Source organism: Variovorax brevis (assembly GCF_030317105.1).
Lineage (GTDB): Bacteria > Pseudomonadota > Gammaproteobacteria > Burkholderiales > Burkholderiaceae_C > Variovorax > Variovorax brevis.
In genome coordinates, this window is record NZ_JASZYG010000007.1 from 282,478 (window position 1) to 296,057 (window position 13,580).

Sequence of the window (13,580 nt, forward strand, 5' to 3'; positions counted from 1 at the left end):
GGTGGTGGAGCATCTCAAGTCGCGCAAGGGCGCATTCCGCATCGCGCTCATTGCGCCGGAGGTGCTCGACGGCCTCAACGAAGGGCTGCTCGAAACCGTCAATCTCAACGAATTCCTTGCGCTGGAACTGCCACGGCTTGCCCGCAACGTGGCGGGGCATGTCGGGCTCGACGCCTCGGCCGAGCGGCTGGTCGACACGCTGGCCATGCTCGGCGCCTTCAAGCCGATGCAGCGGCACGGTCACGTGGCCCGCGCGCTGTACGACATGACCGCAAGCCACGCGCAACGCGATGCCGTCGCGCATCGGCTGGCCACGCACGCCAGCGACGTGGCGCGCTGCTGGGCGACGCAGTGGGTCACGCTTTCGGGGCTGCCACTCGCCGGCCAACTCGAAGCCGTGCGGCGATTTGCCGCCGACCCGCATTTCGGCGTGCGCGAGTTCGCGTGGATGGCGGTGCGCGACGCCGTAGTGCGCCAACTCGACGAAGCCATCGTGCTGCTGCAGCCGTGGGTGCGCGATGGCGATGCCAACATTCGCCGCTTTGCCAGCGAACTGACCCGCCCGCGTGGCGTGTGGTGCGCGCAGATTGAAGCGCTCAAGGCTGAGCCGTGGCGCGCGCTGTCGCTGCTCGAACCCTTGCGTGCGGACGGAAGTCGCTACGTGCAGAACTCCGTGGCCAATTGGCTCAACGATGCGAGCAAAACGCAAGGCGAGTGGGTCGATCAGCTTTGCGCACGCTGGGAGCGCGAAAGCGACCAAGCTGCCACGCACTACATCGTGCGGCGGGCCTCCAGAACCTTGCGCAAGGGCGCATAGCCTTCGAAGACGAATAGCAAAAAGCCCGCATGCGCGGGCTTTTTGCTTGGAGAGCGTCGACCGATCAGACCGTCGCAAACGCACCCGGCCTCGACAGATGCAGGGCATGCATCCACGCACGGCGCAGCACCGCCGGCGAACGCGACTCTTCGGGAATCAGCAGGAAGCCGCGTTCACGAAGATGGATGCCCAAGCCGATCTGGCTGGTGACAACGGTCAGCGGGATGGCCAGCAGCAAGGGCAGGCCGACCGGCATGAGCCACATCAGCGCGCTGGCGTCGATCAGGGCGATGCCAACCGCCAGCAGGGCGATCACGGCGCTCATCGGAGCCAGCGAGGCGGCTGCGTCGCGCCAGCCCACAGCAGCGGCTTCCCGCGGAGGCGACTTCCATTCCAGCTTGATGCCCGTGACGGCGACCAGCACGAACAGCGAGTGGGCCAGCATGCGCACCGGCGCCTGGACGACGGCCATGGCGCTTTCCAGCACGGAGCTCTTCAGGATGCCCCAGATGCCGCCGTATTGCCGCTGCTCGCCGCGCATCACCACCGCAAGGATGCCGAGGAAGCGGGGAAGGAACAGCAGGCACAGCGTCCACAGCCACAGGCCGGCCAGTTCCATCGGAAGGGCGTCGATGCTGGCCAGCATGTTGGAGCCGGTAAGCCACAGGGCCGTGCCCAGCGTAAGAAACGCCAGCCACAGGGGAGCCGAAGCGTAGGCCATCGTGCCCGTCACGAACATGGCGCGGTGGACCGGGTGGATGCCCGGCTCGGCCATCAGGCGCGCGTTCTGCATGTTGCCCTGGCACCAGCGGCGGTCGCGTTGCAATTCGGCCAGCAGGTCCGGCGGTTGCTGTTCGTAGCTGCCGACCAGGTCTGCAACCAGCCACACGTGGTAGCCGGCGCGGCGCATCAGCGCGGCTTCGACGAAGTCGTGCGACATGATGCCGCCCGACATGCCGCCCGTGCCCTTGATGGGGGCCAGCGCGCAATGTTCCATGAAGGGCTCGACGCGGATGATCGCGTTGTGGCCGTAGTAGTGCGACTCGCCAAGCTGCCAGTACTGCATGCCCAGCGTGAACAGGCGACCCGTCACGCGGGAAGCAAACTGCTGTGCACGGGCGTGCAGCGTGACATGGCCGATGGCCTGCGTCGCGGTCTGGATGATGCCGGCCGTGGGGTTGGCTTCCATCAGCTTGACCATCGAGGTCAGGCAGTCACCGCTCATCACGGAGTCGGCGTCCAGCACCACCATGTAGCGGTAGTCCTTGCCCCAGCGGCGGCAGAAGTCGGCCACATTGCCGGCCTTGCGGTGCGTGCGGCGGGTGCGCAGGCGGTAGTACACCTCGACCTGCGGCTGGTTCTCGTTCTCTGCGAGCGCAGTGCGAAGACCTTCCCAGGCGGCGCGTTCGGCGGCCGCGAGTTCGGGGTCATAGCTGTCCGACAGCACGAAAACATCGAACTGCCTGGCGTGGCCGGTGGCGGCCACCGATTCGCAAGTTGCGCGCAGGCCGGCAAACACGGTTGCAACGTCTTCGTTGCAGATCGGCATGATGATTGCCGTGCGCGCTTCCGGGTTCATCGGATGGCTGGCGACCTTCTTGGCCGACAGCGCGTGCTTGTCACCGCGAACGGAGACATAAAAGCCCATCAGCGCCGTCACGAAGCCCGTGACCACCCAGCCCGACAGGAGGGCGTACAGCGAGATCTGGCCGTATTCGAGCCAGAGGTTGTCGTAGTCCGGCTGGATGCTGGCAAACAGCGTGGCGGCAATGGCCGTGCTCAGGATCGTGAGCATCAGGAACGCAAAGCGGCGTTGCTCCGCTGCGCGTTGCCACGGTTGCTTGACCTGCGGCGTGCCTTGGGTTGCCTTGACGGCCTTTCGACCGCCGCCGGCACCCAGCCTGACCAGCACGGCCGTGCCGATGCTGTTCCAGAAACCACGCCAAGGGCGCGGCACCATCGACCCGCGGTTGACGGGCGGTGCCGTCACCGAATTGGGGTGCCGTTCTTCGCGCACCAGGCTGCGACCGGCAAATTCGGTCTCATCCAGCACGCGAAGCTGGGAATAGTCGTTTGGCTTCATGTCGGCTTACCAGCGTTGCTTGTCGCGAACGGGGGTGTCGCCGATAGCAGGAAGGCGTTTGAAGACGCTGTCGGCGGCCATGCCGCTGCCAGCTTCCAGGGTGCCGAGTGAATGGCTCGTGGAACGGGTCCGCGAGAGGGAAAACTGCTTTTGACGCAGGCCATCGCGCTGTGCGCGCATTGCAAAGGATGGGCTTGTGAGTGCTGTCATGCCTCTACAGGGGCAAGCACTGTGCCAGCTTGGGAAAACGCTTTGGAATCAACGACTTGCGGCGCTTTTTCCTTGGTCGGAAGCGGTCTTCGCCCGATTTGCCTCTCAAACCCCCTGATTTTGTCGCCGGATCACGACAAGCATGGGGTCGCCGGAAAATTACTCTATATAAATCAACGATTTAACCCTGTCGCTCGTCAGCGACGCCGTCGCCGGGGGCCGTTCCGCCGTCCGCCTTGAAGAGGCCCGGCGTGAGTTCATGCTTCTGCAGGAGCCGGTAGAACTCCGTGCGGTTGCGGTCGGCAAGGCGGGCCGCGTCGGCCACGTTGCCGTCCGTGAGTTTCAAGAGGCCCACGAGGTAGTCGCGCTCGAAACGCTGCTTGGCCTGCGCATAGGTCTGCACCTCGACCGAGGGCACGCGCAACGCCCGCTGCACCAGCGCCAGGGGAATCAGGGGCGAGGTGGACAGGGCGCACACCTGCTCGACCACATTGAAGAGCTGCCGCACGTTGCCGGGCCACGCCGCCGTGGCCAGCGCCTTGAGCGCCTCGGGCGCAAAGCCCGACAGGCGCTTGCCGTACTTGCCCGCCAGCTTGTGCAGGAAGTGGTTGGCCAGCAGCGGAATGTCTTCCCGGCGCGCCGCCAGCGGCGGCAGGTTCAGCGTGACGACGTTGAGCCGGTAGTACAAGTCTTCGCGGAACTGGCCGGCTTCCATCGCTGCGTCCAGATCGCGATGTGTCGCAGAAATGATGCGAACGTCGACGTTGATCGACTGGCTGCCGCCCAGCGGCCGCACCGCGCGCTCCTGCAACACGCGCAGCAACTTGACCTGCAGGGCAGGCGGCATGTCACCGATTTCGTCCAGCAGCAACGTGCCGCCGTCGGCCTGCTGGAAAAGTCCCTTGTGGTTGGCCACGGCGTCGGTAAAGGCGCCCTTCATGTGACCGAAGAGCTCGGATTCGAGCAGCGCCTCCGGAATCGCGCCGCAGTTGACGGCGACAAAGGGCTTGTCGGCCCGCGCGCTGGCACGGTGGATGGCGCGCGCCAGCAACTCCTTGCCGGCGCCGCTGTCTCCGCGCAGCAGCACGCTGGCGTCGGATTTGGCGACCATGCGCGCCTCGGCCAGCAGTTCGGCCATGCGATTGCTGCGGCTGACGATTTCGGCGCGCCAGCTTTCGTCGACGCCCTTGCTCGGCGTGCTCGCGGGTGCGGCCAGCGCCAAGGCCTGGGCAATCTTGTCGAGCAGCTCGCGGGCGTCGTAGGGTTTGGTCAGGTAGGTGAACACCCCGCGGGCCGTGGCTTCGACGGCATCGGGAATCGTTCCGTGGGCGGTCAGCAAGATGACCGGCAGCGTGGGGTGGCGCTGGCGGATTTCGTCGAACAAGGCGAGGCCGTCGCGTCCAGGCAGCCGAACGTCGCTGAGCACCAGCTGCGGGTGCTCGATTTCCAGTTGCGTGAGGGCCGATTCTGCGGAAGTGACGGCCGTGACGTGGTAGCCCGCCCCGGTCAGTCGCATCGACAGCAGGCGCAGCATGTCGGGATCGTCGTCGACCACCAGCAGGCGGGCGCCGCGAACGCTTTGGGGCGTTTCGCTCATCGTCATTTATTTGCCATTCGCCGCCGGAGCGGCCGGTACGGGTGAGGGATTGCTCGGCCGCGTAAAGCTGCGTTCGATGGCGCGCAGGGCTTCGATGCGGTCGTTGAGCTGGTCGATGCGCCGGGCGCTGTCGCGCAACTGTTGCGCTTGCTTGTCGCGCTCGTCTTCGACGCGGCGTTGTTCGGCGTAGCGCGTCGCGAGCGTGCGGGCCAGTGGCTGCAGGGGCTGCGCGTCCGGCGACTGGCTGGTGGCCACACGCTGCATCAGGCCGGCGGCGCGGGCCAGATCGGCGGTTTGCTTCGTCTGCGCGAGTGCAAGCGCAAGCTGCATCTGGATCAGGGGAATTTCCCCGGGCTCGCCAATGCGGCTGATCTCGGCGTTGATTTCAGGCGGGCCCAAGGGGCGAACCTTGTCGGCATAGGCCAGCACGGCAGCCACCGGGCCGGCCGTTGCCGCCATGAACTGCAGGGCAGGCTGCGTTGCCGGCGCGGTGGGTTCCGCTTCGACGGGAACCACGCGCGGCGTGGCCGGCACGACGGGCGGCGGTGGCGGCGGCTGCACGACAGGCCGCGTGATGGGCGCACTGCTGCAGGCGACAAGCAGCACGGACGTGGCCACGACCCAGACGAAGGCGGTTCTGCGAACAGGGGATAAAAACATTGACAAAGGAAATCGGGGGCGCGTGAGGGGGACGGGTCAGGCGGTGCGCGGCAGTTCGATCCGGAAATGGGCGCCTGGACCGTCGGCCAGCAGTTCGACACTGCCGCCATGAGCTGCAATGTACTCCTGCACGATCGAAAGACCGATACCCGTTCCCTTGACCGCATGAACCGGTTGCCGTTCACCGCGAAAGAAGGGCTCGAAGATGCGTTCGCGATCGTTCTGCGCAATGCCGGGGCCAGCGTCGGCGACGTCGATGCGCGCCACGCCGGGCGCGCTCGACACCTTGACCGAGATGGTGCCGCCGCGCTCCGAAAAGCGGATCGCGTTGGACAGCAGGTTGGCGATTGCGGTGCCCACTTTCGTGGGATCGATCGTGACGTTGATGTCTTCGCCTTCGGCCTTGACGGACAGGCCCTGGGCCTGCCATTGCAGCCGCTGCGCGTAGATCTGCTCTTCGACCAGCGGGAGCAGGGTGGTGCGTTCGCGCCGCAGCTGCCGCGCCTCGAAGGCGGCCGCGTTGAAGCGCAGCAGGGCTTCGATCTGGCTTTGCAGCGTGACGGTGTTCTGTTGCAGGATCTGGGCGACCTCGCGCTGTGCCGGATTCAGTGCGCCTGTCACGCCGTCTTCCAGCAATGAAACACCTTCGCGCAGCGCGGCCAGGGGCGTCTTGAGTTCATGCGAGACGTGTCGCAAGAAGCGCGCCTTGTCGGCGTCGAGCTCGGTCAGGCGCAGGCGTAGCCATTCGAGCTGCTGCGACACCCGCCGCACGTCGGCCGGGCCGCGGATGTCGATGACTTCGTCGAGCCGGTTTTCGCCCAGGCCGATGATGGCGCGCTCCAGGCGCTTGAACGGGCGTGCCAGCCACACGCCGAAGGCCAGCGCCAGCGACACCGCCAGGCCGCTGGCGGCAAGCACCTGGCGCATCAGGCGCGTGCGGGCGCTTTCAATGCGCTCGGCCAGCTCCTTGTTCTGCGTCTCGATGAGCATCTGCGCCTGCTGCGCGACGTTGGTGTTGAGCGCGTCGAGATCGCGGAACTGCAGGGCCATTTCGCTTTCGCGCGCGAGGGCGGTTTCCTGCGGGCCGCTCATCAGGCCCTCGATGGAGGCGATCTGGGTGCGCCACGCATCGGCGGGCGCTGCGAGCAGGCCGTTGTCCACGAGCCGGTCGACCACCCCGTGCGCGTCACGCGCCGCGTCGTCGAAACGGCGGCGCAGCACGGCGTCGTTGAGCACCAGCGACTGGCGACCGGCACGCTCCATGGCGGCGCTGCGTTCGGCCAGCGTCTGGGCGGCGCCGGACAGGGTCAGCGCCCGTGCGGCCGCGTCGCGGCTTTGTGCCATGAGCGCGTCGTACTGAAACACCGAGCGCAGCGCCACGCCCACCAGCAGGGCGGTGATCAGCAGGAACGCAAAAAGCAGCAGCTGCTGGAACGAGCCGCGCGAGGATTTGAGCGGCGCCATCAGGCGGCGAGCGGAACTTGTTGTTCCCCGAAGGCCGCCGGTTCGCGCGTGGGCACTTCGCCGCGCAGCGTGTACGCCAGCGAGCGGGTGATGCGCAGGTCGATCATCTGGCCCACCAGCCGCGGGTCGCCTTCGAAGTTGACGACACGGTTGCACTCGGTGCGGCCCATCAGCTCGTTGGCGTCCTTGCGCGAGGCGCCTTCCACCAGCACGCGCTGGATGGTGCCCACCCGGCTTTCGCCGATGCGCTTGACGTTGCCGTCAATGACCCGCTGCAGCTGGTGCAGGCGCGCCAGTTTCACGTCATGCGGCGTTTCGTCATGCAGCGCCGCGGCCGGCGTGCCGGGGCGCGGGCTGAAGATGAAGCTGAAGCTGGCGTCGAAGCCCACGTCGTCGATGAGCTTCATCATCCGCGCGAAGTCGTCGTCGGTCTCGCCGGGGAAGCCGACGATGAAGTCGCTCGACAGCGCCATGTCGGGCCGGATCGCGCGCAGCTTGCGGATCGTGCTCTTGTATTCCATGGCGGTGTAGCCGCGCTTCATCGCCATCAGGATGCGGTCGCTGCCGTGCTGCACCGGCAGGTGCAGGTGGTTCACCAGTTGCGGCACACGGGCATAGGCCTCGATCAGCCGGGGGGTGAACTCGTTCGGGTGGCTCGTCGTGTAGCGGATGCGCTCGATGCCCGGGATCTCGGCGATGTATTCGATGAGCAGCGCGAAGTCGGCGATCTCGGCGGTGTCGCCCATCTTGCCGCGGTAGGCGTTCACGTTCTGGCCGAGCAGCGTGATCTCGCGCACCCCCTGGTCGGCCAGGCCGGCGACTTCGACGAGCACGTCGTCGAGCGGACGGTTCACTTCCTCGCCGCGGGTGTAGGGCACCACGCAATAGCTGCAGTACTTGGAGCAGCCTTCCATGATGGAAACGAAAGCGGTCGCGCCTTCGACACGTGCCGGTGGCAGATGGTCGAACTTCTCGATCTCGGGAAAGCTGATGTCCACCTGCGGGCGGTCCTGGCGGCTGCGCTGCGCGAGCAGTTCCGGCAGGCGGTGCAGGGTCTGCGGGCCGAACACCACGTCGACATAGGGCGCGCGCTTGATGATGGCGTCTCCTTCCTGGCTGGCCACGCAACCGCCCACGCCGATCAGCACGCCCTTGGCCTTGAGATGCTTCACGCGGCCGAGGTCGGAGAAGACCTTTTCCTGGGCTTTTTCGCGCACCGAACAGGTGTTGAAGAGGATCAGGTCGGCCTCGTCCACGTCTTGCGTGGGCTCGTAGCCTTGCGCGGCGTTCAGTACGTCGGCCATCTTGTCCGAGTCGTACTCGTTCATCTGGCAGCCGAAGGTTTTGATGAAGACTTTCTTGCTCATGGTGTGCCCGTCAGGGGGATGGCGGGGCGAACGGGTGTTGCGGTCATCGCAAACGCCGTCCGGGTCCTGCCCGTCAAAGGAAAAAGAGCGACACCGGCACTTTGCCGGAATGTCGCATCGAATGGGTCTCAAGCGTGGCGGGCGACCCGCTCACGTGCAGTTCTTACTGGCCGTAGCGCGGCAATTGGTCGAAGGGCGTGTTCCCGTCGTCGCGCGGTCCGGTGTTGGCCACGAAAGGCCAGAAATTGAAAAAGGGCCGCTCCGCGCTCTGGCGCTCGGTCCGCGCCTCGTCAGTCGACAGGAGCCAGACGCTGCTCACCAGCCCCATCGTGTCTTTCATGTAGTTCACGACGTAGGTTTGGCCCACCAGCGCCGCCGGCATCACGAGCATGCGCTGCGCGCTCTGGACGCGCGAGCCGGGCGACAGGCGCGCCGGCTGGCCGTCGAGCAGGACCTGTTGGGCGTTGACGAAGGTGATCTGGCCGCGCAGCGTGCCCACCGGGAAGTTGCGACCGCCAACGGCCGCTTCGTTCTGGGTCTGGATGGATTGATCCTGCGCCTGCGCAGGCGCGTGGAGCCACAGGGCCGAGGAGACGAGCAGTGCGTAGCCGACAGCTATAGAGGGAAGGTTTTTTGAAGGAAACTTGACGCAGCGATTCATGGGGTATATCCAGAGGCTGAACAGCCGATTTTAACGGTGCACCCGCGTCCGGCGGCCAATTGGCCCACGTGCCGCGCTGCACAGCGCTTTACATTTCTTTGCGGAAGCTATGGACCTTCTGGGGGGTTCGCTGGTCCAATAGTTTCCGCTGGTTACAAGTGTCCTCACAATACTGCGTTCCGTCGTCCCCACTGTTGTTTTTGCTCCATGAAGAAAAAAGTTGTCCTGCCCCTGCTGGGCGTGCTCGTTGTTGCAGCCGCGGCGGGCTGGTGGTGGAGCGGATCTTCGGCGCGGCAAGCCGCAACAGGGGCGAGTAGCTCCCAAGGCGCGGCCAACGGTTCTGCCAGCGGAGCGGGCAATGGTTCGGCGACGGGCGCCGCGGCATCCGCCCTGGTGACGCTTGCGCCGGCCGTGCGGCAGGACGTGCCCGTTACCGTACAGGTCAACGGCAGCGTGGTGTCGCTCAACAGCGTCGACTTGCGGCCGCTGGTGACCAACACCGTGCGCGAAGTGCATGTGAAGGAGGGGCAGTTCGTCAAGGCCGGCCAGTTGCTGTTCACGCTGGATGACCGGCCTGACCAGGCCAATCTGGCCAAGGCCCGTGCGCAACAACTCAAGGATGAAGCCACGCTGGCCGATCTGGATCGCCAGTACAAGCGCAGCCAGGAGCTCGTGGCGCAGAACTTCATTTCGAAGAGCGCCGCCGATTCCACCCTGTCGCAGCTCGACGCGCAGCGCGCCGCCGTGGCGGCCGACCGCGCCGCCGTCCAGTCGGCGCAGGTGGCGCTGGGCTATGCAACCTTGCGTGCGCCGATTGCCGGACGCATCGGCACCGTCGCGATCTACCCGGGCAGCCTCGTGCAGCCGACGACCTCGCTGGTCACCATCACGCAGCTCGATCCGATCGCCGTGAGTTTCCCGGTGCCGGAAGGCCACTTGCAGGATCTGCTGGCCGCTGCGCGCACCAACACGAAGGTCGAGGCCATCGTGCAGGGCCGCAAGCCGGTGACCGGCGCGCTCAACTTCGTGGACAACACGGTCGATCCGCAAATCGGCACGGTCCGCGCCAAGGCCGTCTTCGAGAATGCGGACCAAAGCCTGTGGCCCGGCCAGTTCGTGGAAACGCACGTCACGGTGCGCACCCTCAAGGACGCCACGGTGATCCCCGCGGCGGCCATCATGATGCTGGCCGATGGCAGCTCGGTCTACGTCGTGGACGCCGAGCGAAACGCCGCCCGCCGCAAGGTGCAGACCCTCCATTCCTTCGGCTCGCAAGTGGCCGTGAAGGGGCTGGAGCCGGGAGAGCAGATCGTCGTTGAGGGCAAGCAGAACGTGCGGCCGGGCGGCAAGGTGCGCATCGATCCCGCGTCGGCACCGTCGGCGCCTGCAGGTCCGGCGGGCCCCTCTCCGGCCGCCGTCCCCACCGGCCCCAACGCCGCCATCGCGACGCCGGACAAGGTCGCCCCCTCGAAAGTTCGGGAGCAGACATGAACATCTCCGAGCTGTGCATCCGTCGTCCTGCGATGACGGTGCTGCTGTCTGCCGCGGTGGTGGTCATCGGCATCTTTGCCTACTTCAGCATTCCCGTCGCGGCGCTGCCGAGCTACAACACGCCGGTCATCAACGTGTCGGCGCAGTTGCCGGGCGCGAGTCCCGACACCATGGCCTCGTCGGTGGCGCTGCCGCTGGAAAAGCAGTTCTCCACCATCCCCGGCCTGTCGACGATCAGTTCGGTCAACACGCAGGGCAATACCTCGATCACGCTGGAATTCGTGAGCAGCCGCGACATCGATGCAGCGGCCGTGGACGTGCAGGCTGCCCTGTTGCGGGCCCAGCGCCAGTTGCCGGCCGAGCTGACGCAGCTGCCTTCCTACCGCAAGGTGAATCCCGCCGATGCGCCGGTGCTGCTCATCGCGATGATTTCGGACTCGATGACGCCGTCCGAGCTCAACGACTATGCCGAAAACCTGGTCTCGCCCACGCTGTCGACCATCGACGGCGTGGCGCAGGTGGCGGTGTTCGGGCAAAAGCGCTTCGCGGTGCGCATCAAGGCCAATGCCGATTTGCTCAACGCGCGCAACATCACGCTGGACGAACTGGCCAACGCCGTTCGCATGGCCAACGCCAACACGCCGGTGGGCGTGCTCGACGGTCCGCGCCAGACCTTGACCATCCAGGCCAACCAGCAAATGCTCAATGCCGAGGCTTTCACCAAGGTGATCGTCGGACAGCGCAATGGCGCGCCGGTGCGGCTTGACGAGGTGGCCACGGTCGAGGACAGCTACGAATCCGTCAAGACCGGCAGCAGCTACAACGGCAAGGCCTCGGTCACGCTGGCGGTGCAGCGCCAGCCCAATGCGAACACGGTGCAGGTGGTGGATGCGGTGCGCGCACTCATGCCCCGCTTCCAGCAGCAGTTGCCGCAGTCGGTCGAGATGCACCTGGTCAACGACCGGTCGCTGTCGATTCGCGCGGCCGTGCACGATGTGCAACTCACGCTGCTCGGGACGATCGCGCTGGTGGTGATGGTGATCTTTCTTTTCCTGCATCGCCTGGTGGCCACGCTCATTCCCGCGGCGACGATTCCCATCTCGCTCATCGGCGCGGTGGCCTTGCTCTACGCCTTTGGCTACAGCCTGGACAACGTGTCGCTGCTGGGCATCACCCTGGCGGTCGGGCTGGTGGTGGACGACGCGATCGTGGTGCTGGAAAACATCATGCGCTACGTCGAAAAGGGCATGGAGCCCATGGCGGCGGCTTTGCGGGGCGCGCGCGAAGTGGGTTTCACCATCGTGTCGATCTCCATTTCGCTGGTGGCGGTGTTCATCCCGATCTTTTTCATGCCGGGCGTCATCGGCTTGCTGTTCCACGAATTCGCGGTGGTGGTGGCGCTGGCGGTGCTGGTGTCGGCCATCGTTTCGCTCACGCTCGTGCCAATGCTGGCCAGCCGCTTGCTGAAACACACGCCGCGGGCGGAAACTGCCGGCGACGAGCCCGCAAGCGGCGAAGCCTTGGCGCATCTGGACCACGAAGAGCAGCACCCGGAACCCGGCACTGCGGTGGGTCGGGCCTTCGAGCGCGGCTACCGCTGGGTGCACGCGTCGTACCTGCATTCGCTCGACTGGACGCTGCGCCATCGTGGGCTGATGCTGTTGCTCGCGGGCGCCACCTTCGTGCTCACGGCGTGGTTGTCCATCACCATCCCCAAGGGCTTCTTCCCCGAGGAAGACATCGGGCAGATCCAGATCACCACCGAGGCGTCGGAAGACATCTCCTTTGTCGCGATGGCGGCGCTGCAGGAGCGCGTGGCGCAGGCAATTCAGGCCGACCCGAACGTGCAGGACGTCAACTCCTTCATTGGCGTGGGCGGCGCCGCCTCGACGCAGAACACCGGGCGGATGTTTGCCGTGCTCAAGCCGCGCAGCGAGCGCCAGCCGATGACGCAAGTGCTCGAAGGCTTGCGCAAGCGCTTCCGCGACATCCCCGGCATCGCCGTCTACATGCAGCCGACGCAGAACCTTCGCCTGGGCGGCCGCGCCAGCAAGGCGCGCTACCAATATTCGCTGCAGAGCGTGAGCGCCGGCGCCCTGAGCGATTGGGCCGGCAAGCTCATGGAACGCATGCGCACCGATCCGGCCTTCCGCGACGTGACGAGCGATTCGCAGAACCGCGGCCTGCAGGCCACGCTGGACATCGACCGCGACAAGGCCGGCGTGCTGGGCGTGGCCATCGGCGACTTGCGTACCGCTCTCTACAACGCCTATGGCGACCGGCAGATCGGCAGCATCTATGGCGCCAGCAACACCTATCAGGTGATCCTTGCAGCGGCCGACAGCGATCGTCAGTTCGAGGAAGACATGGCGCGCCTGTCGGTGCGCAACAAGGCGGGTGCGCTGGTGCCGCTGTCCGCGTTTGCGACCGTCAAGCGAACCGTCGGGCCGACGGCCGTCAACCATCAGGGCCAGCTGCAGGCGGTGACGGTGTCCTTCAACCTCGCGCCCAATGTGCCGCTGGGCGACGCCACGGCCAAGATCGACCGTTTCACGGCGGAGCTGAAGATGCCCGCCTCGATCATCTCGAGCTACGGCGGCGATGCGGCCGTGTTCCAGAGTTCGCAGGGGAGCCAGGCGGCGCTGCTGATCATCGCGGTGCTGGTCATCTACGTGTTGCTGGGCGTGCTCTATGAGAGCTACATCCATCCGATCACGATCCTTGCGGGCTTGCCTTCCGCAGCCATTGGCGCCTTGCTGTCGCTGAAGCTGTTTGGCTTCGATCTCACGTTGATCGCCACCATCGGCATCCTGCTCCTGATCGGCATCGTGAAGAAGAACGCGATCATGATGATCGACTTCGCCCTCGACGCGCAGCGCACGCAGAACCTCGCCCCGGTCGACGCGATCCGCGAGGCCTGCCGGTTGCGCTTCCGCCCGATCCTGATGACCACGCTCGCGGCCCTGATGGGTGCCTTGCCGCTGGCATTGGGGCTGGGCGCTGGCGCGGAACTGCGCCAACCGCTGGGTGTTGCGGTGGTGGGGGGCTTGATCTTTTCGCAGGTCATCACGCTCTACATCACGCCGGCGATCTACCTTGCGCTGGATCGCTACAGCGGCAGCGGGCCGCTGCAGACGCTGCCCGGCGCAGCGCCTGAGCACAAGGTTGCTTCGGCCCAGGCGTGAATGGCAAGCGGGCCACTGCTGAAGGCCCGTTCGTTGTCAGCGAGG

General features: G+C 66.1%; 9 protein-coding genes. 3 read left to right on the forward strand and 6 right to left on the reverse strand.

What is annotated here, in order from left to right:
- Position 1: 1 nt before the first annotated feature.
- Positions 2-817, forward strand: a complete 816-nt coding sequence (locus tag QTI66_RS23185; protein WP_286562295.1) for a DNA alkylation repair protein — start codon at positions 2-4, stop codon at positions 815-817.
- A 64-nt stretch (positions 818-881) separates the two neighbouring features.
- Here QTI66_RS23185 and mdoH read toward each other — a convergent pair whose 3' ends face one another.
- The 6 genes from mdoH to QTI66_RS23215 form a co-directional block, all read right to left on the reverse strand.
- Entirely contained in the window at positions 882-2,900 is a 2,019-nt protein-coding gene (gene mdoH, locus QTI66_RS23190; protein ID WP_286562297.1) for a glucans biosynthesis glucosyltransferase MdoH, read from the reverse strand.
- A 391-nt stretch (positions 2,901-3,291) separates the two neighbouring features.
- Positions 3,292-4,713, reverse strand: a complete 1,422-nt coding sequence (locus tag QTI66_RS23195; RefSeq protein ID WP_286562298.1) for a sigma 54-interacting transcriptional regulator — start codon at positions 4,711-4,713, stop codon at positions 3,292-3,294.
- Complete coding sequence (locus QTI66_RS23200) at positions 4,714-5,313, reverse strand: hypothetical protein (protein ID WP_286562300.1); 600 nt, start codon at positions 5,311-5,313, stop codon at positions 4,714-4,716.
- A gap of 90 nt (positions 5,314-5,403) precedes the next feature.
- A complete protein-coding gene (locus QTI66_RS23205; RefSeq protein ID WP_286562301.1) occupies positions 5,404-6,831 on the reverse strand; it encodes a sensor histidine kinase in 1,428 nt (475 codons plus the stop codon).
- Positions 6,831-8,198 (reverse strand): tRNA (N6-isopentenyl adenosine(37)-C2)-methylthiotransferase MiaB, encoded by a 1,368-nt coding sequence (miaB, locus tag QTI66_RS23210; RefSeq protein WP_286562302.1) that lies wholly within the window; start codon positions 8,196-8,198, stop codon positions 6,831-6,833. The genes QTI66_RS23205 and miaB overlap by 1 nt, the downstream gene beginning before the upstream one ends.
- 163 nt (positions 8,199-8,361) lie before the next feature.
- Positions 8,362-8,859 carry a hypothetical protein gene (locus QTI66_RS23215; RefSeq protein WP_286562303.1) on the reverse strand — a complete coding sequence of 166 codons (498 nt, stop codon included), beginning with the start codon at positions 8,857-8,859 and terminating at the stop codon, positions 8,362-8,364.
- 207 nt (positions 8,860-9,066) lie between these two features.
- Between QTI66_RS23215 and QTI66_RS23220 the strand changes: the two genes are divergently transcribed.
- Positions 9,067-10,350: an efflux RND transporter periplasmic adaptor subunit gene (locus tag QTI66_RS23220; RefSeq protein WP_286562304.1), complete on the forward strand. Its 1,284-nt coding sequence runs from the start codon at positions 9,067-9,069 to the stop codon at positions 10,348-10,350.
- Positions 10,347-13,535 (forward strand): efflux RND transporter permease subunit, encoded by a 3,189-nt coding sequence (locus tag QTI66_RS23225; RefSeq protein ID WP_286562305.1) that lies wholly within the window; start codon positions 10,347-10,349, stop codon positions 13,533-13,535. The genes QTI66_RS23220 and QTI66_RS23225 overlap by 4 nt, the downstream gene beginning before the upstream one ends.
- Positions 13,536-13,580: the final 45 nt, after the last annotated feature.